Genomic DNA, 26,933 nt, shown 5'->3' on the forward strand with positions numbered 1-26,933 from the left:
TCTTCTGATTCACTTATTTTATTTTTAATTTATGTCGTAAACGCGCTATTCCTGGTCCTAGTAGTCTTTCTGCCAAGCGGATTTTCAAAGCTAAATAACCATACACTAAAGCCCCTATACCTGCTACTACAAGAATCAACAATAGAGACTGGAATTTGCTATCTTCGTTTAAAAAAGCACCAAAAATCATCTTTGTGATCCACGAAGCCAAAAGCATAATCAAGGTAAGAATAAAGATCAGCAATGTCCTGCGCCAGACAAAACTTGGTTTAAAGCGGGCTACTTCATGGATTCTCTTTAAGATCAAGGTACAAGACACAGCAAATCCGATCATTGTCGCCAATAAAGGGCCGTATACTTCAAATAAACGAATGGCTGGGTATTGAAGAAGGAGTTTCACTAGAAACCCAATAACCAAATAATTAATTGCCGCCTTGTTTTCAAACATTCCTTGCAGCATGTTGGAAACTAGCATATATAGTCCTAGGAAGAGTCCTACAAAACTTGCTTGGATCAGTACATTACTTCCTAGAGAATCCGGTGTATAAAATAATGTATTTAGCGGATAGGCAAGTAACATAACACCAAATGTCGCCGGAAACATAAAAAATGAAAACAACTGTAAATTTCCGCTTGTCAATTTTGCCAGACCTACTCGATCTTTCAACGTAACAGCTTCTGTAATCAACGGTAACCCAGTAGACGCGATCGATGTTGCCAATGCAATAACTACCATCGTCAACTTATCTGGATTGGCACTAAAAATCGAAAAAAGATCCAGTAACTGTGCATTGGAATACTCGGTGGATGCAGACATGATCTTCATAAAAGTGAACTGATCGACTAATTTGAAGATCGTTACCCCTGAACCCACAATAATAAACGGAATCGCTTCTTTAACGGTATCTAACAACAATTCCTTCGTTGCAATATTTATTTTGTTTTCGCTGTAGTGAATAAACGCCGATGTATACGCTTGATGTTTCTTCAAAAAATACAAAAGGACAAGAATACTTGCTAGCATACCGATAAATGCCGCGAAAGTTGATTGCGTGACCGCCGTCACATAGTCACCATCCATGACTTTCATGATGATGAATGTAGCCAATAGCATATAAAAAATACGTGCCACCTGTTCTACAATCTGCGACAGCGCATAAGGCATCATTTCTTGATTGCCTTGAAAATACCCTCGTATCACACTCATACAAGGAAAAACCAATACAGCGATACTCAAAGAACGCATCGTTGGAATCAGTTCTTCTCCGCCACCAGAAGCATGAGCTAGCCAAGGAGAGGCGATGTACATGAACAAAGCAAACAACAGGCCTAGCCCGCCCATCATCTGTAATGCACGGATAAATAATCGTCGTGAAGTGCCATATTCATTCAATGAATTATAGCGTGCAGTTTGTTTTGCAATCGCAGCAGGTATTCCTGCTGTAGAGATCAGTAGAAACAATGCATATATATTGTATCCCATATTGAATAATCCATTGGCAGCCTTAGCATTTTCGCCCATCCAAGCATACCAGGGAATGATATAGACAGCGCCTAGCAATCTTGAAATGATATTACTGGCGGTCATCCAAGCAGAGCCTCGTGCCATTTTTTCTTGCGGTGTTAATTGATCTAATGCTGGTTTTCTTTGATTATCCATCGGTCAGATTCCAACTTTCTACAAAACATTACTATCATTTTAATTGGTAAAACAGAAACTGGCAATCGATTTTATATAACTTTTATAAGAACAATTGTTTTTTTGAATTCGGTTTCGTTTTTTTGGTAAAGTAAAGAAATATACAGCCTTTTATGGCTAACATTTATAGGAGATATCAATGACACAAGAAATAAAAAAACTACCCGTTATATTTTTAGGTCTTTTCTTTATCACAGTTGGATTGAATTGGTTCTTGCTCCCTCACGATATAGCTTCCGCCGGAGTGGGCGCCATCGGACATTTAGTTGAAACGGCCTTTTCTATCCAACGCTCAGTTACTGTTTGGAGCATCAATCTTATGATGCTGCTTCTAGCCGCTGTCCTATTAGGAAAATCAGTATTTTTTAAGACTGTAGCGGGAAGTCTGCTTTTTCCTGTTGTTTTAGAGATTGTTCCAAAAGTGGAAATGATCTCCTCACATTTCTTTTCACTGATTTCAGGAAGTCTTTTGTTCAGTCTTGGGGTTTACACATTGTACACAGTCGGGGCCTCAAATGGCGGTATAACGATACCGCCGATTATTTTCCACAAATTTTTTCGGCTTCCAATGCCGCAAGGACTTTTACTTACCAATAGTCTTATCGTCTTTTTGAATTATTATGTTTTTGGATTGTTGGAGACACTATTCGTTCTCCTATCTATTACAGTCAGTTCATTGTTTATGAAAATACTCATCCGCTTGTCCCCTGTGTCAAGAAAATTTGAATAAAGCTGGATTTTGTCATAGCGGAAACAAACGATATATTAAAAAGAGTGTGCTATAATAAACCAAGAAATTGAATAAAGCGAGGGATCAATCAATGAGCTTCTCTTTAGAAGACATCCGTCATTTACTATTAAAAGAAAATCTATTAAAAGAATTTGTTTCAACAAGAGGCTGGCATCTTGATGTACCAGAAAAAGCTGAATTTCTTCAGTTAAGTTATGATTCAAGAAAAGCTGATGCTTCTACTTTGTTTTTCTGTAAAGGAATGAATTTCAAAGAAGAATATTTGGATTCAGCAATCGAACAGGGTATTCAATATTATGTATCAGAACAACCATACGAAAATTCAGCAGTAGGAATCATCGTAACGGATATCCGTAAAGCAATGGCGCTTCTTGCTATGGCTTTTTACGACTATCCGCAAAATAAATTGAAAGTGATCGGATTCACTGGAACAAAAGGTAAAACAACTGCTGCGTACTTTACAAAAGCAATCTTGGATCACACAACAAATAAAAAAACAGCATTGCTTTCTACTATGAATACAACGTTAGATGGCAAAACATATTTCAAATCCCATTTGACAACGCCTGAGTCATTAGATTTATATCGTATGATGTCAGAAGCAGTTGAAAATGGTATGACTCATCTAGTGATGGAAGTTTCTTCACAAGCTTACAAAACACAACGCGTATACGGCTTGACTTTAGATGTCGGAATCTTCTTGAATATCTCGCCTGACCATATCAGTCCGATCGAACATCCGACATTTGATGACTATTTCTATTGCAAGCGACAATTGATCTTGAATTCAAAAACAGTTGTTTTAAATCATGAAAGTGACTATTTTGATTTACTTAGGGAAACAGCCGATCTATTCCAGATTCCAACGATCACTTATGGTCGTTCGGAAGAAAGCAATTATCAAGTGATCCGTTCAGATAAAGGTACTCACGGTTTTACTTTATCTTCTCATGAAGATCGCTTAGCTATCTGCGATACTGCTTATGATATTTTGCTGGCTGGAGGATTCAACCAAGAAAATGCAGCCAGTGCGATCATTGCCGCAGCACTAACAGGTGCCTCCAGTCAAGATGCACAAGACGGATTAAAAGAAGCTCGTGTACCAGGCCGAATGGATCAATTGATCCAATCCAATGGAGCGCATGTCTATGTGGACTATGCACATAATTATCTAAGCTTGAAAACATTGCTGGAATTTGCCAAAAATGAACATCCAGATGGCCGTGTAATTGTTGTATTAGGCAGCCCAGGAAACAAAGCAATCTCCCGTCGACATGATTTTGGAAAAGTGCTATCAGAAACAGCTGACATCGCCTTTTTGACGGCAGATGACCCAGCATTTGAAGATCCGAAAAAAATCGCGGAAGAAATCAATGAAGCAATTACTAATCCAGATTTGATCGTTCATTATGAAATGGATCGTCCTGAAGCGATTCGACGCGCTTTAGCAGAAAGCGCTCCGCAAGATTCAGTCGTTATTGCGGGAAAAGGCGTGGATCCCTATCAAAAAATCAATGGTGTAGATGAACCTTATGAAGGGGATTATGCAATCGTGAAGCGGTTGATTGAAGAATAATGGTATTTATATACTAGTGGTTTCCCATTTCTAAGAAAAAAAGGGACTGTGATTTTTTGTCACAGTTCCTTTTTTCTTAGAAATCATTTTAACTTTTCACTAGCTAATTCTGCTGCCTTTTCTCTTTCTTCATTTAATAATTTATTATCATAGAATTTGATAAATGGGAACCAGATAATGAATGCGATGATTGCACAAATGACTGCTAACACAGCAGCTTTCCAATCACCACCACTACCAACAAATGCTCCGATCCCGACTGGTGAAGGCCACGGCATCTGTGCAAGCATCGGTTTGACGATTTCCAGCCGAATGGCAAAATAAGCGAGTGTAGCAGAAGCCATCGGAGCTAAGAAAAACGGAACCGCTAAATAGGGATTGTAGACGATTGGCATCCCGAAAATGATTGGTTCATTGATATTGAATAATCCTGGTACAAGTGAGGCTTTTCCTAACACTTTCAGCTGATCAGATTTCGCGAGGAATGCAATAAAGATGATCAATCCTAAAGTCGCACCTGATCCACCAACGGTTACATAAGAATTGTTGAATTCTCCTGCCAACGGATAATTTGCGCCTTGTGCGTTAGCTGCCATATTAGCTAATACGATCGGGGTCAAGAAAGAAGTGATGATATTCGCTCCATGGATCCCTACGATCCACAATGCATGGATCAAGAAATAAATCACCATGACACCAAGCCATGTATTCGTCAACTGCGTAACAAACCCAAATGGGATAGCAATCATTTTGAAGATATCCGTTCCTAGTGCAACTAATAATCCATTGATGATCATCACCACAAACGCAATGACAAATGTTGGGATCAGAGCAGTGAAAGAACGAGAAACTCCTGGCGGAACAACATCTGGCATTTTTATGACCCAATTTCTCTTGACACACATACAATACAATTCGACCGCAATAATCGACATAATAATAGCTGTAAAGATTCCTGAAGTTCCTAAACGTTCGACAAAAGAGCCCATCCTAATACCATTTACTACAGTTTCTGTCTCATTGATAGAAGCAATCAAGCTGATTTTACCATCAGTCATGATCAATTCAGGGATACACATAAAGAATGCAAAAACAGATAGTAATGCCCCCGTGAGCGGATTAACATTTAATTTTTGTTCATCTCGTTCAATTGACGTTAATTCATAAGCAAACACAATGGCAAAGTAAATAGATAAAATCCCCATCGTCATTGTATTGACGATCATGTACAAGTCACTAACTTTGAAAAAAGTTGCATTAAAAAATCCTTCTAAAAATGGGAACGGTAATGGCAAAATATTTAAAACCAAAAACATCGAGCCTACAATCGTGAAAGGAATAGAAGCCATCCCCGCTGCCATGACAGCCCGAACGATTTTAAGTTGCGCAATTTTCCCCATAGGTCCCATCAGGTATTTCTGCAAAAAATCAAACATTAGTTATTCTCCTTTCCTAAATATAACGCTTTTTCATATTGTTTAATACGGATATACTGTTGGTCTTGGTTGAGTGAAATTTTCTTTAAACGATACTGTATAAATGCACTGGCAAAAATACCGCTTACAACAAGAATGAAAACAAATAACTGTCCTCCATTGTTATTTGCCATAAAAGGATACAAGAATGTAAATCCTGAGGTAAACAACACTGGAATCACTAATAAATTAAAGACACTCTGGAACAAAAAATACCACTTTGTCCATGGAACGTTCGTTTGGTGTTTTCGATAAAGCTTTACTTGTTCTCCTACTGCAGGCAAAATAGCTAAAATCAGAATCATCGGTAAACTACTTCCTAAACTTTTAGCTGATAGAAGCAGAATCATCCATTGCATGTTCATGAAAAAGAAAAAGGCAGTCAGGTAACGTACGATTAGATAACGATTGAAATACATGTTTTTCAAACTAAGTTGCTTTTTTTCTAATTCGATTTTCCTTTTTACTGTATCCTGCACAATGATCCTTCCTTTCTATTTATTTTTTTGATACAAATAATTCATTTCCTGTGCAACTTCCAATAATGTCATCGTCGTCATCAGATGATCTTGTGCATGGACCATGATAATTTCCATTTCTATTTTTGTCCCGCTGGCATATTCTTTCAGAAGTTGAGTTTGTGACTGATGCGCATGAAGAATCTCTTCATTTGCTTGTCGCAACTTCTCTTCTACTTCTTCAAACATCTCTTTACGCATCGAGCGAAATGCTTCATGTATCAGTGTCCGTGCATTTCCGCTATGGAAAATGATATCAAAAGAAGTCACTTGTAGTGTTTCACTGTTTATTTTTTCAGCCATCTGTTTTCCTCCTTATTCGATCAGTTTGATAAATTTACTGCTGAAATTCTCAAAAATAGGTTCAGCTAAGATTTCCTGCTGTACTTTTAGCTGGTCAACTAACCTAACGATTGCTTTAGTCACGACCGTAATTCCTTCATTTTCGACATAAGAAGGCGAAACTAAAAAAACAAAATGAATTTCTTGATATTGATCCCACTGCATCCCAGAAGGAATCAATGCAACGGCTACCTTTGTTTCGATTCCAACTGGAACAGCGGGATGTGGGACTGCCACTGTATCACTGAATATGATTTGTCCCATATTTTCACGTTGCTGGATCTGCTTTCGCATTTCTCTTATATATCCTTCTTCTTCATTTATGCTCAGCTTTTGCAGCAAATCATGAAGAATTTCTTCCTTTTTCGGTTCGTACGTATAAGTCTTGAAAAATTTTTCAGACAACTGTTCGGTGTAAATCTGCTTTTTTTGCTGTAGAGAAAATGCTGGTATCGGTCTATCTGAGGAATGATAGGGTATAGATTCTCCAACTACCTTTCGTATTTTACGAACATCATCTTCATTCAAAAAAATACTGACATGTAAAACTGGAATTTTGAAAAACATTGTCGAAAGATCAATAGAAGAAATAATCAGGTCGATTCCTTTTAAAGTTGTTTCATTGATCTCATAATAGCCTTTTACACTTACCACTGTAATATTTTTACCGAATTCACTGACTACGCGATTCTTTAATAGTTGGGCACTGCCGTAACCCGTTGCACAGATAATCAATGCATGTAGTTTATGCGCAGCTCTTTCTTTTTCCAATGCCGCCATGAGATGCAAAGCCAAATAGGCCCATTCATCTTCATTGATGGTATAGTTTTTCAAAGCCGGCATGTTGCTGAAATGCCTTTTTACTGCGTCAAAGACTTTGGGATTTTCTTTCTTTATCTCCTCAGTCAATGGGTTCTCAATGCGAATACCTCGGCTCAATCGAATCATCATCGGTGACAAATGATCGAGTAGTCCATTGAAAAGCTGGAGATCCTCTACTAATGAAAAATGAAATTCCTGAGACAATCTTTTCAGAACTTTCGCTAATTCCTTTGATAGTTCCTGATCATTTTGATTTTCTTTGTGATTCGACTTAGCCATGAGATGTAATGTCAAATAAGCAATTTCTTCTTCGGGAAACGATACACCTGCGATTACCTCAATACGTTGAACGATCCGCTGCGCCACTTGATACTCTACTCGCTTAGAAACTTCTTGTTCGATGCCTAATTCCTTGATTTCAAACCCTTCTCGGAGCCGTTTGATCCCCAAAGCCAAGTGTAAAGTCAGATTCTGTATGATAAAATCCGAAACTTTTAACTTAGCTTCTCTTGTTTCATCGAGAATGATAATGACTAGCTCTTCAAAACTGATGTCTGGGAAAAAACGGCTTTGCCCTAAATATTCTTTCAATGAATTTCCATAATGGTTTCCAAAAAAAGTATCCATGATAAAATGCCGTCGATTTCTTTCTTCCCCTTCGATCCATGTCCCTTGACCATGCTTAGAAACGATTTTTAGTGAATATGGAATCAATCGCTCCTTGATTTCTTGCATGTCCTTTGTCAAACTGGAACGACTGATATAAAGCTCTTCTGCCAAATCATCCATAAAAAGAATGGCATCTTCCAAAAGCAATTGGTTCAATATATACTTTTGTCGATCTTCGGACTCATAAAATCCTTGCGGTTCTCTAGCATATCCAGGTACTATTTCTTGCCGACTCAAAAACAAGTCAAATGTCAGTCTTTGTAAAATATGCAGTTGGTAGCCATAACCTGGTTTAGCAATGATCTTACCTCCGTTTTTTTCTACTAACTCTTTGATCCGCTGCAAGTAATTACGGATTGTCCGATCAGATAATAACAATTCAGAAGCTAAACGTTGACTGGTGACATACTCCTTCTTGTGATCAATCAAATATCTCAACAGCAATTTTTCCTTCTGTTTCATTATCATCCACTCCTATTCCATCATATGTTCTCTTCGATCACCTCTGCTAACTTCTGGATGCCTGTAGGGATTGGGACATACGCTTGGAAAGGGATACTAACAACAGGCTTTCCAACAGATTCTCCTAATTTTTTGAATTTATCCAAAAACATCGTCGTTTGCGGGCTGATCAGAAATAAATCAAAATCACTATTCTTAATCATATTATCGCCTTCTGTAGCTGAAACTGCATCTACGAGTACCTCTTCTCTTTTTTGCTTAAAGAAATCCGTTGTCTTTGAGGCCATCATCGAGGATGACATTCCTGCCGCACAAATAATCAATGCTTTTTTCATAAATCAATCACTCCTTTTATTTTTATAAACCAAGCATATCTTGTAAGCGTTTTCTATTCAAAATATATATTTCCGTAGCATTGCGGAAAAAATGTGTATCATATCTTGAATAATAATTTCTGGCACCGTGATATACTAGTGATAGAATTTTTTCAGGAGGGGATTTAGTGAGTATCACAGTGAATATTTTGTATACAAGTACAAATGGACAAGCCAGAAAATTTGCAGAAGAAATGGTCGAAAGAAACATTGTCAAAGCGATTCGTGCAGAAGAAGGAAACGAGAAATATGACTATTACTTTCCACTAGAAGATCCAGAATCTCTTTTACTGATCGACCGTTGGAAAGATGAAGAAGCAATCGAAAAGCATCACAAATCCGAAATGATGGCTCAAATAAACGAACTCCGTAAAAAGTATAAATTAAAAATGAAAGTCGAACGTTTCACTGATTTACCGTAAAAAGATACACATGGAATGATAGCAATTTATCATCCATGTGTATCTTCACTTTTTCCTTATTTTTTATTCGATCTCATCTAATGATTCAAACCGTGTTTTTCTCTTATTTTTCGGATAAGTATTTCAGTCACCCCAATATACATGATTCCTAAACATACCCCAAGGATATTCTCAAAAATGCGGATCGTTACTGCTCCTGGAACCCCGAATAAACTGGCAGTGATTGCCAAAGCACCAAAAGAATTAAAAACTGTTTTATATCTATAGGTAGAACAAACACCTAAAGCTAGACCACCTAATATACCGACCCAGTTAAAAGGAATAAATTGGCTGATACCAATAAATAAAACACATCCAATCAATGAGCCAATGATTCGGTCTACTGCTCGTTCTTTGAAACCAATCGACATCAATCCATAGCTAGATACAATAGAAGAAAATGCAAACCCTGCCCACATCAATCGCTGAAAAGGGACATACTCTCCTGCAACGATCAAAAGACTAATGCCAAATGCATAGATGAGCATCCAAATTTTTTCCTGCGAATACATGCCTTTCAAAAAAATCTCTTTAAACAAGCTTTTGTCTTTGTTCTTTTCTCGATGTTTTCTGTAAAGAAGAACTGAAAACCAACAAAAAAACAAAAATAATAAGCTACTTGTTTGTGTAAAGAAATTCTTGTTCAACGAATCTTTAGGTAACGAATAAACAATAAAGAGATATGAAAAGCCGTACAAAGAAGCATTCCCCATTTTGGGATCACTAGCGGTTGCCATTAATATGCTGCTTAGTAAAATAAAATGAATCAACATGCCCATAACTGACCATTTGATCAGCTGGACATACGGTGCTACTAATAGTGAGAACATGACGATTGCTAAACCTATGATCGAATGGGAAATCTTATAACCAAAGTCAACAAAACGAATACTCATCAACATACAGAATAAAACCACAGCGTATGGTTTATGCTTCGATTCAAATAATGTTGTAATTATAATGATAAAACAAATGGCAAACAATACGATGAATAATGATCGTAAAAACAATGAACAAATATACATGCACTTTTCTTTTTTAGAAGCTGCTTCTCGTATTTTTTGTTTTAAAATAAACGGATCTAGTTGTAGAGACTGATAAAAATCCACCTGTTGTCGTCCTTTCTTTTTACTTTTATTTTTTACAGTCATCTATGACAGGTTGTAAATACTATGGAACATCATATGGCGTTGTCATTTTCTTGTCAACTATTTTTCCTATTCATGTTTTTATAAAAAAACATATCGTTTTCTTGTATGATTAAATCACCACAAAATAAACAACTGAGAGAACGATATGCTTTATGAATGGTTCTATCAAAAAAATTCTGAGATCAATAGACAAAAATTTGATGATTACAGAGGTCTCTTACGAAACCTTACAGAAGAAAAAAACATTGATCGTTGCTGCAGTTCTCTTCCCTGCTCCATGTGTCTGTAGAAATTGTGGTTCTGCTGTGGTAGATGGAAATAGGAAATTAATGGTGGTGAAAAACAAGAAGAAGGAAACCATTGTCCACTTTGAATAATATAATCATATGCCAATGGTTATACGCCTAAAAAAGCAGCGCTATACCTGTAAAAACTGTCGAAGCCATTGGAACGCTCAAAGTTATTTTATCCGTCCAAGGCACTCGATTTCAAATCATGTCAGACATAAAATCACTTCTTTACTGACTGAAAAAGTGTCGTTATTTTTTATTTCGAAAAGTTGTTAGGTATCTTTGACAACCGTTATTCGCACATTGAAAGAGTTGAGAAGCTATTTACCAAAGTCTTCCAAAAGAATTCTGTCTTGAGTGTTGAGGGTTGTGAATTTCGTTCTCACGTTTCCGTTGAGGATAAACTGAGTTTTATTTCCGCGGATGGCGAGACAGAAAAATTAATCGAGAAAATTTACCTACACAAAAAATTCCTCGATTAACAAACTATTTCCTTAGCTGCACTAATCCTAAAGAAATAGAATTCTTAGTTACAGACATGAACGCCACCTACTTTCAGCTCACCAAACATGTTCTACCAAATGCGAAATTGGTGATTGATCGATTACTTGGTTTTTCCACGCCTTTCAAGGAGGCGTAACCTTTATTCACGAGTTGGTTGAAGCTTTCCGAGACAAAAGACCCGACTTGTTTTTCTCCTTATTGACAAAGAGCCATTAAAACTAGAGAAAAAATTACAACTGATCGCTGATTATTTGTAGAAAGAAAATCAAAGTATTACCCAATAAACTTGAGTCATTAGGCAAAAAACACTGCGAAACTCAAGAATGATTTTCGCAGTGTTTTTGTATATTTTTTATTAACTAGTATTACTACAAAGGTTTATTTTTCACTTCTCAACGCAGCACAAAATTGTCTTTACTTATTTACTGGTTGGGTTCAACCTTCTCTACTCCGATACTAATATTTGTTTGTATACCCCTTCTAAAATCGGTAGTTTCCATTCAATTGATGGGTACTAGTTGATTTTAAAAACTATGCTTATTCAATTTTTTATTTTAGCTCATATATTTCGTTTCTTTCTAAATTTTATACTGATGAAAACAAGTAGCACACCCAATATTGACAATATAAACTGGCTAATGATGGTTTCTCCAGTTTTTGGAAGATGCTTATTTCCACTGCTTGTTGGATTGTTTCCTCTTATATCTGAGCTATCAGCAACTTTTCTATTCTCTTTTGTTAAAAAGATCGCCACTTCTTGTTCTTTTTCGATCTTGAAAGTTACTGGTGTCGCATCCAATTCATACCCCGTTGGCGCTTGAGTTTCTACCAGCTGATATGCTCCTGGTGCTAAGCCATCTATCGCCAGTTTTCCATCTGCTCCTGTGGTTAGACCTGACTGCAGAACGGTTCCATTGGCATCTTGTAACTCAAAAACAGCTCCTTGCAGGACTTCTCCGCTTTGGTCATCGATCTTTGTCAACACGACACCGCCTGGTGTAAGTCGATTTTCTTTCGTCAATTCTACCACCGCTGTCTGACTTCTTTCGATCTCAAACTCGATTGGTGTCGCATCCAATTCATACCCCGTTGGCGCTTGGGTTTCTACCAGCTGATACACTCCTGGTGCTAAGCCGTCAATCGCCAGTTTTCCATCTGCTCCTGTGGTTAGACCTGACTGCAGAACGGTTCCATTGGCATCTTGTAACTCAAAAACAGCTCCTTGCAGGACTTCTCCGCTTTGGTCATCGATCTTTGTCAACACGACACCGCCTGGTGTAAGTCGATTTTCTTTCGTCAATTCTACCACCGCTGTCTGACTTCTTTCGATCTCAAACTCGATTGGTGTCGCATCCAATTCATACCCCGTTGGCGCTTGGGTTTCTACCAGCTGATACACTCCTGGTGCTAAGCCGTCAATCGCCAGTTTTCCATCTGCTCCTGTGGTTAGACCTGACTGCAGAACGGTTCCATTGGCATCTTGTAACTCAAAAACAGCTCCTTGCAGGACTTCCCCGCTTTGGTCATCGATCTTTGTCAACACGACACCGCCTGGTGTAAGTCGGTTTGCTTTCGTCAATTCTACCACCGCTGTCTGACTTCTTTCGATCTCAAACTCGATCGGTGTCGCATCTAATTCATACCCCGTTGGCGCTTGAGTTTCTACCAGCTGATATGCTCCTGGTGCTAAACCGTCAATTGCCAGTTTTCCATCTTCTCCTGTAGTTAGACCGGTTTGTAGCGTTTCTCCTTCTCGGTTCTGTAACTCAAAAACAGCTCCTGCAGGATTTCCCCGCTTTGGTCATCGATCTTTGTCAACACGACACCGCCTGGTGTAAGTCGGTTTTCTTTCGTTAATTCTACCACCGCTGTCTGACTTCTTTCGATCTCAAACTCGATTGGTGTCGCATCTAATTCATACCCTATTGGCGCTTGAGTTTCTACCAGCTGATATGCTCCTGGTGCTAAACCGTCAATTGCCAGTTTTCCATCTTCTCCTGTAGTTAGACCGGTTTGTAGCGTTTCTCCTTCTCGGTTCTGTAACTCAAAAACAGCTCCTTGCAGGATTTCCCCGCTTTGGTCATCGATCTTTGTCAACACGACACCGCCTGGTGTAAGTCGGTTTTCTTTCGTCAATTCTACCACCGCTGTCTGACTTCTTTCGATCTCAAACTCGATCGGTGTCGCATCTAATTCATACCCTATTGGCGCTTGGGTTTCTACCAGCTGATATGTTCCTGGTGCTAAACCGTCAATTGCCAGTTTTCCATCTTCTCCTGTAGTTAGACCGGTTTGTAGCGTTTCTCCTTCTCGGTTCTGTAACTCAAAAACAGCTCCTTGCAGGATTTCCCCGCTTTGGTCATCGATCTTTGTCAACACGACACCGCCTGGTGTAAGTCGGTTTTCTTTCGTCAATTCTACCACCGCTGTCTGACTTCTTTCGATCTCAAACTCGATTGGTGTCGCATCTAATTCATACCCTATTGGCGCTTGAGTTTCTACCAGCTGATATGCTCCTGGTGCTAAACCGTCAATTGCCAGTTTTCCATCTTCTCCTGTAGTTAAACCGGTTTGTAGCGTTTCTCCTTCTCGGTTCTGTAACTCAAAAACAGCTCCTTGAAGGACTTCACCACTGCCTTCAGCATGTTTAATTAGTTCAACACCACCCGTATCAAGGATGTTTTCAATGGTTAACGTCACTTCTTCTATGGAGTATTCATTTATAAAAACATCATGTACCGTCGCATCTAAAAGATACCCTTCCGGTGCTTCTGTTTCTCGGACTTGATAGCTACCTACAGGAAGCGGTTCACTTAAAAATTCTCCGTTTTCTGCCGTTATACCTTCTTGTATCACTTGTGAATCGCTTGATAAAATTTCAAATTTTGCTCCTGCCAGCCTTTGGCCATTCTCATCAGTTTTAATTACTTTAATACGCCCATCGATTTTCCTTGTTCTTACAGTACTCGTATTCAATCGATTGTCACTATTCACAAGCGTTGCAAAGTTTAAAATTTGATCGCCGACCGCATACGCCTCTACATTGACCTTAAAAGAGAGGGTAAAACTTGTCGGACCACCAATCGTATTATTCGCACTGAAACGAACTATTCCATTATTGACTTCGGCATCAATGAAAGAGGGAATATCTGATAGAAATGACACAAATTCCATGCCTTCTTCCAAAACATCTTCAATAACAAGCGTATTGCTTGTTCCAGAAAACATCGAGACATGCAGAGTATACGTTAGTTCATTTTCATTGAGATTGATAACATTTTTGTCCACACTTTTTCTTAAAGAGATTGCCGGAAGATTACTTTCAGGGATTCTCAAGCGGTAGTCTCGGCTCATTACCTGATTATTGTAGGTCATACTCGCTCGATTCCGAGAAAACCCATCCTCTTGTCTTCCTTCATTGAACAAGTCGACATCGGTCACTTCAAGAGCATATTCAATAAAATACGATTGACCCTCTGCTAGATTACCAAAGTCCACAACAAGTGTATTCGTTTCCTTATTAAAAGATACTTTGTCCACAAATTCCTCGGAAACATAATGAGTTCTAACGTTTGCTTCACCTGGATTCGTTACTTCTGCGATCCGAACCCCACCTGAAATAGGTTCTCTATTTCCAGTGGAACTCCATGTAGTCGGATTCGGTGCCAAAGTTGTTCCTTGCGGTAGTACATCGGTAACCACTACACCGTCTTTTCGTGATCCTTCATAATTTACCTGCAAAATAAATTTATTACTGTTGGTCACGTCTTGCCCGTCAATCAGCAGATTCCCAAGATTTCCTTGGCTGTCGATTTCTCTAGAGCCATAGTATAATTTCGAAAAAATGGGTCTTGATGAAGGAATAGGCGTAATTGAAAATTCCGTGTTTGCTGCTCGCTCAGCATAAGTAAGACTCACTTGAAAGTCATTATTTGGCTCAGTACCGCCTGATTGAAAGAAAGCAACTTCAAACGTGATACTGAATGTATACGACTGAGCGGCTTCATTTAATCCTTCATAATCAAAGGTAAATGGAAAAACAACGTCTGTGCCTTCTTGGTAAAATGCCAGTGGCTTTAAAGGTGAATCATCAGCGACCTCCACTCTAATGAACTCAATTAAGCCAATCGATGCTCTAGGAACTCGTACGACCATCTCCCCATATTCTTCAAGAATATCGCCAGCGCCTCCTTGAATGTATCCCTTTAACGTTTGTGTATGCCTGCTCGGCAAAGTGGGGCGCTCAGCAGAGATGCCGATGTCATAATTCAAGAGCTCCTCTTGTCTTTCAATCTGAGATTCCTGCGTTATAGATGGCTCAGATGATCTGGCTTCATTAAAAGATTCACTTAAGCTTTCTTCTGGTATATTAAAAGATTCACTTGTGCTTTCTTCTGGTACATTAAAAGACTCACTTGTGCTTTCTTCTGGTACACTGATTTCTATTGAGACCGTATTTGATTGAATATCACCGCTTCTTGCGGTCAATTCGTATTTACCTGAATGCTGGGAAGAATAAGTAATCAGACGTTCGTAATCATTGAGTTGCTTCACTTCCCCTTCAATCAAATCCTCACTCTTATCAATGACCAATGCATTTAGCAGGTCTGGTGTTCCTCTGACTCGCAACTGGAACTGCTCACCCAAAGCAGCCTCCTCTTGATCAACTTCGATCGTCAGCGAACGCTCTGGCTGTTCTGCTAAAGACTCAGCTAGAACCGTTATGTTCCCAAATTGATTGATCACAATAAGCATAACTAGAAACATACTTAACAGTTTATGAAATTTGTTCCTCACTATTACTCCCCCTTATAATTTTGACTAAACAACAAGGTACCCGATAATTTTCTAAAAAGATTCCCCAACTCAAAATGGCTGCGTTACCTCCCTCGTATTTTCGGTTCAACTCAAGCGTTGCAATGTAAGCTGTAAACAAAGCTAATGATTGCCGATTGTCTTCTGTTGATTGATTCGATAGCTTTGTATGACTTTTAGTTGTCCGTGTGGCTTAACCATAATTATGATTTCACGATTCCTCCTGCCAGTGCCTTGCACAAGCTGGAGCGTAACCCTAATAGTTATTTTGTTAATGTACTTATATACTTTTATACTTTTCCATTAGAAACAATCACTAAATCGTTGATACCAAGGTCAGACTCTAGAATTTCATCAGTGAGTCCCTGTATTGGTTAACCTTCATCAATCCCAAAAAAATATATCAATGCTTAGCATCAAAATGAATATATAGTTTAGAATACTTGGGATTCATCGATAACTGATCGCTTATTTGGCCATATTATTTGGCACTTGGTTCAACTAAACGCATTTAGGATGTTCCTTCATTCTCGTCATGGATGTTCTCAAACCGTCATTACTAATAAACTGTCCACCGAATCGATGGTTCATTTCTTGCATTTTCCACGTCCAATTACTCTTTTTGCTCTTTATTTGGGCGTAGTTTTACTTTCTTAACTTGTATCGTCTTCCATCAACTCCTTAATCATCTTCTTAGCTTTATTGGCTCGGTTTCCTTGTAAAAGGTATCTACAAATAGTGACAATCTGTATTAAATCTTCATCATTTTCTGTAATGTCAATAATTTCTATATTCTGTACCATATATTGCAAAGGGTTTCACTAAGTTCATAACCGAAGCGAATTAAACAACTTTTGTATAGAATAACTACCTTTTCTATTTTTCCATTGGTAATTCTATCTATTAATTGGTTTAATCCTTTTGTTGTAGTTGATTCCACTACCAAGATGATTCTCTCGAATTTTAAAGCTTGAAGATGTATTGCTATTTTTGCTAACTGGCGTATTTGCAACTATTTTTCCCTTCTATTCTTCCTTCATTGATTCCCCTCTAAAATTACTATCCATAAAAAATTGCATAAATGACAATAGTATTTATATTAGTCATACTGCTTTTTAACACAGCAAATTCCAGAAAAACATTCGTTACATATTTGTGAATTTTTCCAAAAAATAACATTTTTATAAAACAACGAAAAATAAATCACTACCAGTCAACTTCTATAATATTACCAAATAACAAACTAACTATCCATCAATAACGTGTTTTATTTTTTAAAATTTCTATAAAAAAATAATCATTCTTAAAAAGAATATATAAAAATAACAATAACCTTTGTGATTTTTCTTGTTTGAAGAATGTTAGAAGAAAAATCTCTAAATACTTATAATTATTTTATAAGCAAAAAAATGCTATCGGTAGTATCACCGATAGCTGAGGAAAGTCACAGTAGGGACTATTTGATTAAAAAATATGTTTATTCAATCCATCTATTTATTTTTGCCTTATTAACATATTGTAATAATGTAAGCAACAATGTATTTTAAGTGTAATGCTTTTATGCACCTATTTAATTTATCATTCTCATCTGATACAATCTCACTCATAACAATATGAATTTTTCTTCTCATTAGTCTCAGTTCACCATGAATTATACATAACACCCAATACAATTATTTTTCCATACTTTTTTAAGAGGACAATTACATCGTATATATCGCTAAGAATTGCAACCATTCCATTTTTAAAGACATATTTCCTCTAAAAAACTAAAATTCTATCTATCCACGACTAATAATCCCCCACATTAAACCCGTAATCGAACCAGAAAATTTTTCTTTATAACTAAAACAACCATCATTTTCGAGTTATCTTAAACACATATTTCCTATTTTTTCATTTCTATCCATGCATGATAATATTCAGTTCTGATATTGTTTTCATCCGTATTCGTCAATAGATACTGGCCGATCACTTCTCCTGTTTTCCATCCTTTTTCATACATTCTTTCTCTGATTTCTAAAATATTATTACGTTCCGCATGGTTCATCTCGGATTTCAATAAGAATCGACGATAAACAGCCGTATCTTTTTTCTCCCAAATCACGTCTTGAGTAAATAAATGTACTTCACTAGGGTCGATAAAAAATCCATACATCGTCTGTGAACTGGAAGCTGGCATACTCATCATCCCAAAGCTTGAATAGTTAGGTAGAAATTTTTTGATTTCCACAATATCTTCAAACTCCGTTGAGATCATACAGTCAAAAGGGATCTCTTCTACAGGAAATTCTTCCTCGTTTGTATCGATCATCAATTTCAACTGTTTTTTTCGCTCCCTTATCTCTTTTTGTTTTTGTTTCATCACCACCAGTTCTTTATGGATTCTTCTTTCTGTTTCATCAAGTGTCTCATATAACTCCGTCAATGTTTTTCCATATAAATTCTTCATCTGTTTGATCGGTATATCTAATTTTCTATAAAAAACGATATCATAAAGCATAAAAATATCATCGATATCAAACAATCGATAATCATTCTCTTCTTGTCTACTTGAACGGATTAATCCTTGTTCATCCCAATAGCGGATCGTTGATTTTGGCAAATCAAATAGTTCCGATACTTGGCCAATCGTATACATTTTTTTCATTTTTTCTCACCTCTTTTTCAGTTTATTCTTTTTTCTATTGACCTTCAAGTTACTTGAAGGTATAGAATCGAAAAGTATCAGGAAAAAAGGAGGAATAATATGTCTATCTTAAAAACATTCTTACAGAAAAACAAAGGACTCGCTCTCCTTACCTTTGTGATGATCTGTTTACAAATCGCCGGTACATTAGGTGTACCAAAATTAGTAGCAAAGCTGATCGACACAGGTATAGCAAGTGGCGAAGCCTCAGTTATAAAAAAAATTGGAGTTGAAATGCTGCTTGTAGCGTTTCTAGGAACAATCGCTGCAGTTGCCTCTAGTTACTTTTCAGCATTGGCTTCCGCTAGGTTTGGATTCCAAACGCGGGAGAAATATTTCCGTAAATTCCAACAGCTGTCAATGAAGGATATCAGTCGTTTTAGTTCTGGATCTCTTTTGACAAGAATGACGAATGATGTCGATAATGTCCAGCAAATGATTGTTTTATTTTGCCAAATGATCTTACCAGCACCGGTTATTTGCGTTTTCACCATTCTCATGATGTTTCGTTATTCTCTATTACTAACATGGGTTACATTGATCTCTGTTGTTTTTTATGTATGGATTGTTTATCGACTGATGAAACGAGGGGCACCTTTATCTTTGAGTATCCAGCCAAAAATGGATCGGATCACCATCACATTGAGAGAATTCTTTACTGGGATTAATATGATCCGTGCCTTTGATAATCAATCATATGAAGAAAAGCGAACGAATAAGAGCTTTGCTGACTATGCTAATCAAATGATCAAAGTGAACCGAATATTTGCTTGGGTCACTCCAATTGCTTTTTTGCTCATGGGAATCGTTTATGCTTCTATTTTGTGGTTTGGCGGAAATCTTGTAGCAGAAGGAGCATTACAAATCGGTGTCGTGACTGCTGTAGTCGAATACTCTATGCTGACACTTGCTTACTTGATGATCGCAGCTATGGTATTGGTCATTATCCCTAAATCGTTTGCCTCATTACGACGGATAGAAGAAATACTGCAAGCAGAGATCGAAATTGAGGAAGAGACGATCAAAACAGTAGCTGAACCAACCTTTGATCAGACAAATGCAGCTGCTTTTGAACATGTCACATTTAAATATACTGAAATCTCTGATCCAGTTCTAGAAGATATTGATTTCACAATACCTAAAGGAAAAACAACAGCGATCGTTGGCGGGACCGGATCTGGAAAAAGTAGTTTGGCGAAACTTCTCTTGAGACTTAGTGACCCTACGATAGGAAAAGTAACCCTTGGTGGTATTCCTCTTACTCAAATGACTCAAGAACAGATCCGCTCCCACATCAGTTATGTCCCTCAGAAGGCTTTCTTATTCAGCGGGACAATTTTAAGCAACTTGCAGATGGGAAATGAATATGCCTCAACAGAAGAGTTGTCTAAAGCGATCAAGATCGCTCAATTAGAAGAACTAGTGGACACCCTTCCTGACGGATTGGACAGCTTTGTTGCTCAAGGCGGTTCTAATTATTCAGGGGGCCAGAAACAGCGGATATGTATTGCTCGAGCGTTGATCAAACCAGCAGAGATCTATGTATTCGATGATAGTTTCTCCGCTTTAGACTATAAAACAGATGCAGCATTAAGAGCAGCCCTTCATAAACACATGTCGGAGAAAACTCTCGTGATTGTTGCTCAACGCCTCAGTACAATCCAACAAGCAGATAACATCATTGTTTTAGATGAAGGAAAAATCGTTGGACAAGGTACTCATGAAGAACTACTGTCTAATTGCCAAACTTATCAGGAGTTTGCAAAATCACAAGGAATATAGAAAGAAGGGATACGATGGAAAAGAAAAAAACGTTGAACACGCGTGCTTTGATACGTTTTTGGAAAATGATCAAACCTGAACATAAATATTTTTACGGATTGTTTCTATGCAGTTTATTCGGGAACCTATTAGTCGTAGCCATGCCCTTGATCATGGGAATCGGGATCGATGATCTCTTATCAGAAATAAGAAAAACAGGTATTGGACAGCTTTCTTTCAGTGATATCAAACAAGCATTGTTGTTCCCTGTCTTATTGCTGATCGGCTGTTCAGTCTTAAGCAGCATCACTTCATTTATTCAGGAACGGACAATGGCAGCGTTAAGCGAAAAGATCACATTGAGGGTGCGAAAAGAAATCACAAAAAAATTCAAAACATTACCGATGTCGTTTTTTGACAATCATCAAGTAGGTGACATCATTAGTCGGACAACTACCGGTCTCAATCAACTTTCTCAAGTGTTATTGACAGGTATCAATCAATTTTTTACTTCTGTCGTAACAATAGCTGCTGCTGGTCTGATGCTGTTTTATATCGAAAGCAAGCTTACTTTGCTCGTCTTATTGCTGATCGTTGGCAGTTCAATTGTTACAACTAAGATTGCGAACAAAAACAAACAGATTTCTGAACAGAATCAGTATGAACTGGGTGTTTTAAATAATCGAATGGAAGAAATCTTAGCTGGTAATCTAGTGGTCAAAACATTCAATCAGCAAGCTCATGCAGAAGCTGCTATACACGAAGTAAATAAAAAGCAATACAACGCTTTTAAACGTGCTCAATTTATGAACTTTGCTATCTATCCGGCCATTCGTTTCATTAATCAACTCGCCTTCATCATAAGTGCGGTATTCGGTGCTATGCTTGTTCTATCAGGTGGTGTGACGATCGGCTTCTTACAAGCTTATCTTCAGTACATCAATCAGATTTCTGAACCAATTTCTACCGCTTCTTATGTGATCAACTCGATCCAATCCGCAATGGCAGCAATCGATAGGATATTTGAGATATTAGATGAAACAGATGAAATTCCAGACCTTCCAGATGCAAGACTTTTAGAACAACCGAAAGGAAAAATAGCTTTCAAAAATGTACAGTTTGGTTACACATCAGATAAAATATTGATGAATCAAGTCGATTTTTCAGTAAAGCCAAAACAAACGGTAGCGATCGTTGGTCCAACTGGTGCAGGAAAAACGACTTTAGTCAATCTGCTGATGCGTTTTTATGAACTGAATAAAGGAAAGATCGAATTCGACGGTCTTGATATTACCAAGCTTTCACGTGGAGAACTACGTCGTTCTTTTGGGATGGTTTTACAAAATACCTGGCTGTTTGAAGGAACGGTAGCTGATAATATCGCCTACGGGAAAATGGATGCCACAAGAGAACAAATTATCGAAGCGGCTGAAATCGCACAATGTGATCACTTTATTCGAACACTGCCAGACGGATATGATACGATCATTTCTAGCGAAAACGGCACGTTATCTCAAGGACAGCAACAATTATTGACAATTGCTCGAGTCATTCTAGCGAATCCTCCTGTCGTTATTTTAGATGAAGCAACTTCTAGCGTAGATACACGAACAGAAGCATTGATTCAGCAAGCAATGGAAGCTGTGACAAAAGATAGGACAAGTTTTGTGATTGCACACCGTTTGTCAACGATTGAAAATGCAGACATGATCCTTGTAATGAAGAATGGCGATATCGTCGAAAAAGGAACACATTCTGAACTACTCCAATCACCAACGCTTTATGCCAGTCTTTATAATAGTCAATTTCAGATAGCGTAACAAACATTATCTAAAAAGCTATCGATCATGTATGATTAGTCCATGATCGATAGCTTTTTTAAATGTACTAGTGGTGCCACTAGAAACACAAAGAATAATACTAATGATACTTTTTGGATAGCTCCTTCAGTTTCGTTCGGTAAGTAGTGACAAAAGACTTGTCACAATCCCTTTTTACGAATAAACGGTGTTCAAGAGACAACCTATCGGCAATAAGACACGATCTTGTAAAATACGAGAAGCTATACTTCAAAATCGCTTCTTGTTGCTCTTGTCAACTCCGAATCACGAGTTACACTATTCAACAAATATGAGAAGCTGTTTTTTGAATTTGTTTCTTGTGACTCGGTGCTGAACGTCAGGCTCACAATCTCTCTTCTTTAATCTCCTTGTTCTACTTGCGATAGTTGCTGAACGAATTGCCATGTTTCCCCGTTATCAGTTGAACGGAAGAGGCAGGCAAACATTTTCCCTGCATCGATTGGTCCTTTTTTCAACAAATAAAATTTTGTCTCTAACGTATTCGCGCTTATTTGAGTAACTTCATTTGGTGATTGAAAAAGATCTATCCCCCCTGTCTGATAGTTTTCCGGAATCGACAGAACTGATTCTTTGAATGAGCGTCCTCCGTTGTTTGTATAAAACAAACTTTCACGTGTCGAAACAAAACCTAAAGAAGTTGTAACGAAGCTGACATTTTGTACTGGCTGATTGATCATTGTACTTCCACTTTTTATCCAAGTGATTCCGCCATCCATAGTAGTGTAAATGTACAAAGTTTCTGCAGACATCCCACTGGCTGATGTACAGATAAATAGACCATCGTTGCCATAAAATACCGCTTTTCGATAACGTATCGGCTGAACTGATTGGGTGATAATAGACGTTTGCCATGTTTTACCATTATCTCTTGAAGTCAGCAGACGTACATCATCCCCAGAAGAATAGATAAACCATGAGAAATCGGCGGAAATATCATATGTGTTGTCCATCCAATAACCTTCAGGAATCAGCCCCGTTGTCAGGGTGTATTCGCCAAAACGCAACCATTGCGAATCAATCGGCACAAATACCCAATTAGCACCACTATCTGTTGTCATATAGAGAGAGTGCGTCTCTGTATCAAGTTTGAGATCATTTATCTTTTGTGTTGTCAAATTTACCTTTTGCTTAGGATCAGCTAACAACCCTTCATTTGTCTTTTGTATATGCGTATCGTTAGTTGAGTTCATTGTCATGTGAGAAGCAGCATTTATATGAGAAGACATTTTTGGCTGAGTGTATCTCCCATAATAGATTGTTCCAGCTAAAAGAATGAGGAAAAAACCAGTGACTAATGTACTCATCTTAGTTGTCAGGTATCCACCAGGCGAAGACTGGCTTTTTTCCCATCTGGGTTCGTTTTCTAGTAAAAAAATATGGAATGTGTTCATTCCGAATTTTGATTTGCTTTCGCCTAAGTAGATAGGTAAATCATCAAGTGATCTCAGCAATAACTGGCAATCACTTTTTTGTATCCGAAAAGCTTGACTCGTCGAAGTCTTCTCAAAATAAAGATAGTCATCATCTTGAGAAGTTGGTTTATTATGTAAAAACTGTTGTGCTCTTTGACTAAGCCATTGATCGAAATGACGCGACAATTGATGGTAACGGAGCCAAATAAGTAGAAGAAAAACAATAAGCACAACAATTGTTATTCCGCCAACTCCCCACGAAAAGTGATACAAATTATTTAATTTTTGCATCCCTTCAGCTGAACGGACTACTGCACTCATATGGCGATATAGGAACGATACAGCTCCGAAAAAAAGCAAACCAGAGAAAAATACTAAGCTTAAAAGCTTGAACATTATTCTTTTCGCTCTTTTTTTCGCTTTCTCGATAATTTTTTGTTTAGCTGATAATACTTCGATAATAAATAGTTCTTGATCCATTTGTCTCTCCTTTTCTCATACTTCATTCATTATGCGTCAAAATCCATACAATCACTAGTCCCACTAATAAAAAATTTATGAATTTGGTATGTACTCTCAATTTCAGGTAGTTTATACATCAAAAAATACTAAGATTAATAGACAAAAATTTGATGATTACAGAGATCTCTTACAAGACCATTCAGAAGAAAAAGACATTGAACGTGTTTGAGAACATGAAAATCAAAACCTTTTTGATCAATCAATTAATCAATTTGAAATAACAAAAAATCTGAGACAGAATGAAGTTCATTCTGGCCCAGATTTGATTTTGCACAACTCATCAGTCCTTATTGACAAAGAGCCAATTAATTAGCAACGATATTGACTAACTTGTTTGGTACCGCAATAACTTTTCTGACTGTTTTGCCTTCAATATATTCTTGCACTATTTCATTGGCTAATGCTGCTTTTTCTAGCTCATCTTTTCCTAAGTCTCGGGGAACATTGCTTTTCGCACGAACTTTACCGTTTACTTGGAAAACAACTTCTACTTCGTCTTCAACAAGTGCTGCTTCATCGTATGTTGGCCATGGTGCGTAAGAAATACCACCATCATTTCCAAGGATTGCCCATAGTTCTTCACCCATGTGAGGAGCAATCGGTGCGAGTAGTTGAACAAATCCTTCGATATATTCATAAGGCAGAGCGTCCACTTTATAGGCTTCATTGATAAAGACCATCAATTGGGAGATTGCTGTATTGAAATGAAGATTTTCATAGTCTTCTGTCACTTTTTTCACTGTTTGATGATACACTTTATCAAGCTTGCCATCATTCAATGTAGTGATACGGTCACGCATTTTATTGTTCTCATCAACGATCAAACGCCATACACGATCCAAGAATTTACGGCTTCCTTCTAAGCCATTTTCGCTCCAAGCAATCGAAGCATCTAATGGCCCCATGAACATTTCGTACATGCGCAGTGTATCTGCACCGTAAGTTTCGACCACATCATCAGGATTGACTACATTACCACGAGATTTTGACATTTTTTCGTTGTTTTCGCCTAAGATCATTCCTTGATTGTATAGTTTTTGGAATGGTTCTTTTGTAGGAACAACACCGATATCGTATAAGAATTTATGCCAGAATCGTGCATATAGTAAATGAAGTACCGCATGTTCTGCTCCACCAATGTAGATGTCAACTGGTAGCCAACGCTTCAACTTTTCATAATCTGCTAGTTCTTTTTTGTTATGAGGGTCGATATAACGCAGGTAATACCATGAGCTTCCTGCCCATTGTGGCATTGTATTCGTTTCGCGACGGCCTTTTTTACCTGTTACAGGATCAACGACATTGACCCACTCCTCGATATTTGCTAATGGAGATTCTCCAGTACCGCTTGGCTTGATGTTTTTTGTCTTAGGCAACCGTAATGGTAGCTCTTCTTCTGGGACAGCTGTGACTGTTCCGTCCTCCCAATGGATGATTGGGATTGGTTCACCCCAGTAACGTTGACGGGAGAATAGCCAGTCACGTAAGCGATAGCTGACTTCTTTTTTCCCTACGCCATTTTCTTCTAGCCATTCATTCATTTTATCGATTGCTTCTTGTTTGTTCATGCCGTCTAGAAATTCAGAGTTGATGTGCGTACCATCTTCTGTGTAAGCAGCTTTTTCAACATCTCCACCTTCGATAACTGGAAGAATTTCTAGTCCGAAAGTTTGAGCGAATTCAAAGTCACGTTCATCATGTGCTGGAACAGCCATGATGGCTCCTGTGCCGTATGAAGATAATACATAATCGGCGATCCAGATTGGGATTTCCTTGCCATTAACTGGATTGATTGCATAAGCACCAGTAAATACTCCTGTTTTTTCTTTTGCAAGATCCGTTCTCTTTAGATCTGATTTTTTAGCTGTCTCTTCGATATAAGCTTCTACAGCAGCTTTTTGTTCAGGGGTCGTAATTTCTCTAACAAGATCTAGTTCAGGTGCAAGAACCGAGTAAGTTGCACCGAATAGAGTATCTGGTCGTGTCGTAAATACGGTATAGGATTTATCCGTACCAGCCACTTTAAATTCAATATTTGCTCCTACTGAACGACCGATCCAATTTCTTTGCATTTCTTTAATGCTTTCTGGCCAATCAACTAATTCTAGATCATCCAATAAGCGATCAGCATAAGCAGTGATTTTCAGCATCCATTGGCGCATTGGTTTTCTGACTACATCATAGCCACCACGTTCACTTTTCCCATCGATCACTTCTTCATTTGAAATAACTGTTCCTAATTCAGGTACCCAGTTTACCGCTACTTCTGCTTCATAAGCTAGACCTTTTTCATAAAGCTTCGTAAAGATCCATTGTGTCCATTTATAATACTCCGGATCAGTTGTATTCACTTCGCGATTCCAGTCATAACTAAATCCTAAAGAATTGATTTGGCGTCGGAATGTTTCGATATTTTTTTGGGTAAACTCAGCTGGATCGTTTCCTGTATCTAGCGCATATTGTTCAGCAGGCAGACCGAATGCATCCCACCCCATTGGATGCAGCACGTTGTATCCTTGACTTCTTTTCACACGTGAAAGGATATCCGTTGCCGTATAACCTTCAGGATGCCCTACATGTAGCCCTTGACCGGATGGATAGGGAAACATATCCAGTGCGTAAAATTTTGGCTTTTCAGGATCATCATGGGTGTTGAAAGTATTCGTTTTTGCCCAGTATTTTTGCCATTTTTTCTCAATTTCTTTATGATTGTAACTCATTTGCTGTCCTCCTGTTCTATTGAAAACACTTGTTTCTATTATAAATATAACGAAAAAA

Annotated in this window: 16 protein-coding genes and 3 pseudogenes; 6 read left to right on the forward strand and 13 right to left on the reverse strand. The window is 37.9% G+C overall.

From position 1 onward, the window contains the following. Nucleotides 1–13: 13 nt before the first annotated feature. Nucleotides 14–1,660 carry a putative polysaccharide biosynthesis protein gene (locus ACIFUW_RS12365; protein ID WP_002285966.1) on the reverse strand — a complete coding sequence of 549 codons (1,647 nt, stop codon included), beginning with the start codon at nucleotides 1,658–1,660 and terminating at the stop codon, nucleotides 14–16. A 178-nt stretch (nucleotides 1,661–1,838) separates the two neighbouring features. Here ACIFUW_RS12365 and ACIFUW_RS12370 point away from each other — a divergent pair, with 178 nt between their 5' ends. Next, complete coding sequence (locus ACIFUW_RS12370) at nucleotides 1,839–2,429, forward strand: YitT family protein (RefSeq protein WP_002285964.1); 591 nt, start codon at nucleotides 1,839–1,841, stop codon at nucleotides 2,427–2,429. A 91-nt stretch (nucleotides 2,430–2,520) separates the two neighbouring features. After that, nucleotides 2,521–4,026 carry a UDP-N-acetylmuramoyl-L-alanyl-D-glutamate--L-lysine ligase gene (locus tag ACIFUW_RS12375; RefSeq protein ID WP_002294486.1) on the forward strand — a complete coding sequence of 502 codons (1,506 nt, stop codon included), beginning with the start codon at nucleotides 2,521–2,523 and terminating at the stop codon, nucleotides 4,024–4,026. 83 nt (nucleotides 4,027–4,109) lie between these two features. Here the strand turns inward: ACIFUW_RS12375 and celB are convergent, their stop codons facing one another. Genes celB through ACIFUW_RS12400 form a run of 5 tightly spaced genes read right to left on the reverse strand, consistent with a single transcriptional unit; the run spans nucleotide 4,110 to nucleotide 8,649 of the window. Then, on the reverse strand, nucleotides 4,110–5,462 hold the full coding sequence (celB, locus tag ACIFUW_RS12380; RefSeq protein WP_002285961.1) for a PTS cellobiose transporter subunit IIC: 1,353 nt from the start codon (nucleotides 5,460–5,462) through the stop codon (nucleotides 4,110–4,112). Beyond that, a complete protein-coding gene (locus ACIFUW_RS12385) occupies nucleotides 5,462–5,980 on the reverse strand; it encodes a hypothetical protein (protein WP_002285960.1) in 519 nt (172 codons plus the stop codon). The genes celB and ACIFUW_RS12385 overlap by 1 nt, the downstream gene beginning before the upstream one ends. A 15-nt stretch (nucleotides 5,981–5,995) precedes the next feature. Further along, a complete protein-coding gene (locus ACIFUW_RS12390; protein ID WP_002285954.1) occupies nucleotides 5,996–6,322 on the reverse strand; it encodes a PTS cellobiose transporter subunit IIA in 327 nt (108 codons plus the stop codon). A 12-nt stretch (nucleotides 6,323–6,334) separates the two neighbouring features. After that, nucleotides 6,335–8,314 carry a BglG family transcription antiterminator gene (locus ACIFUW_RS12395; protein ID WP_002285949.1) on the reverse strand — a complete coding sequence of 660 codons (1,980 nt, stop codon included), beginning with the start codon at nucleotides 8,312–8,314 and terminating at the stop codon, nucleotides 6,335–6,337. 20 nt (nucleotides 8,315–8,334) lie between these two features. Beyond that, nucleotides 8,335–8,649 carry a PTS cellobiose transporter subunit IIB gene (locus ACIFUW_RS12400; protein ID WP_002285948.1) on the reverse strand — a complete coding sequence of 105 codons (315 nt, stop codon included), beginning with the start codon at nucleotides 8,647–8,649 and terminating at the stop codon, nucleotides 8,335–8,337. Nucleotides 8,650–8,816: 167 nt separating this feature from the next. Here ACIFUW_RS12400 and ACIFUW_RS12405 point away from each other — a divergent pair, with 167 nt between their 5' ends. Next, nucleotides 8,817–9,110, forward strand: coding sequence for an antibiotic biosynthesis monooxygenase family protein (locus ACIFUW_RS12405; protein WP_002285944.1), 294 nt, complete (start codon nucleotides 8,817–8,819; stop codon nucleotides 9,108–9,110). A gap of 77 nt (nucleotides 9,111–9,187) precedes the next feature. On the opposite strand, the gene ACIFUW_RS12410 is transcribed toward ACIFUW_RS12405, so the two are convergent. Further along, complete coding sequence (locus ACIFUW_RS12410) at nucleotides 9,188–10,300, reverse strand: FUSC family protein (protein ID WP_002321621.1); 1,113 nt, start codon at nucleotides 10,298–10,300, stop codon at nucleotides 9,188–9,190. A gap of 152 nt (nucleotides 10,301–10,452) precedes the next feature. Between ACIFUW_RS12410 and ACIFUW_RS12415 the strand changes: the two are divergent. Then, nucleotides 10,453–11,292, forward strand: a pseudogene (locus tag ACIFUW_RS12415) (transposase); the annotation flags it as partial. A gap of 361 nt (nucleotides 11,293–11,653) precedes the next feature. On the opposite strand, the pseudogene ACIFUW_RS12420 reads toward ACIFUW_RS12415, so the two are convergent. The 4 genes and pseudogenes from ACIFUW_RS12420 to ACIFUW_RS12435 form a co-directional block, all read right to left on the reverse strand. After that, nucleotides 11,654–12,817, reverse strand: a pseudogene (locus tag ACIFUW_RS12420) (MSCRAMM family protein); the annotation flags it as partial. Between the two features lie 2 nt (nucleotides 12,818–12,819). After that, a complete protein-coding gene (locus tag ACIFUW_RS12425; RefSeq protein ID WP_016249808.1) occupies nucleotides 12,820–15,891 on the reverse strand; it encodes an MSCRAMM family protein in 3,072 nt (1,023 codons plus the stop codon). Nucleotides 15,892–16,562: 671 nt separating this feature from the next. Further along, a pseudogene (locus ACIFUW_RS12430) lies at nucleotides 16,563–16,856 on the reverse strand (IS607 family transposase); the annotation flags it as partial. Nucleotides 16,857–17,797: 941 nt separating this feature from the next. Beyond that, nucleotides 17,798–18,559, reverse strand: coding sequence for a MerR family transcriptional regulator (locus ACIFUW_RS12435; protein WP_002285922.1), 762 nt, complete (start codon nucleotides 18,557–18,559; stop codon nucleotides 17,798–17,800). 99 nt (nucleotides 18,560–18,658) lie between these two features. Here ACIFUW_RS12435 and ACIFUW_RS12440 point away from each other — a divergent pair, with 99 nt between their 5' ends. Further along, nucleotides 18,659–20,380 (forward strand): ABC transporter ATP-binding protein, encoded by a 1,722-nt coding sequence (locus ACIFUW_RS12440; RefSeq protein WP_002285920.1) that lies wholly within the window; start codon nucleotides 18,659–18,661, stop codon nucleotides 20,378–20,380. A gap of 14 nt (nucleotides 20,381–20,394) precedes the next feature. Continuing rightward, nucleotides 20,395–22,179: an ABC transporter ATP-binding protein gene (locus ACIFUW_RS12445; RefSeq protein ID WP_002285918.1), complete on the forward strand. Its 1,785-nt coding sequence runs from the start codon at nucleotides 20,395–20,397 to the stop codon at nucleotides 22,177–22,179. 380 nt (nucleotides 22,180–22,559) lie between these two features. On the opposite strand, the gene ACIFUW_RS12450 is transcribed toward ACIFUW_RS12445, so the two are convergent. Beyond that, nucleotides 22,560–24,113: a WD40/YVTN/BNR-like repeat-containing protein gene (locus ACIFUW_RS12450; protein WP_002285917.1), complete on the reverse strand. Its 1,554-nt coding sequence runs from the start codon at nucleotides 24,111–24,113 to the stop codon at nucleotides 22,560–22,562. Nucleotides 24,114–24,460: 347 nt separating this feature from the next. Continuing rightward, complete coding sequence (gene leuS / locus ACIFUW_RS12455) at nucleotides 24,461–26,875, reverse strand: leucine--tRNA ligase (RefSeq protein WP_002285916.1); 2,415 nt, start codon at nucleotides 26,873–26,875, stop codon at nucleotides 24,461–24,463. Nucleotides 26,876–26,933: the final 58 nt, after the last annotated feature.

This window comes from Enterococcus sp. PLH-Efm8 (assembly GCF_053011625.1).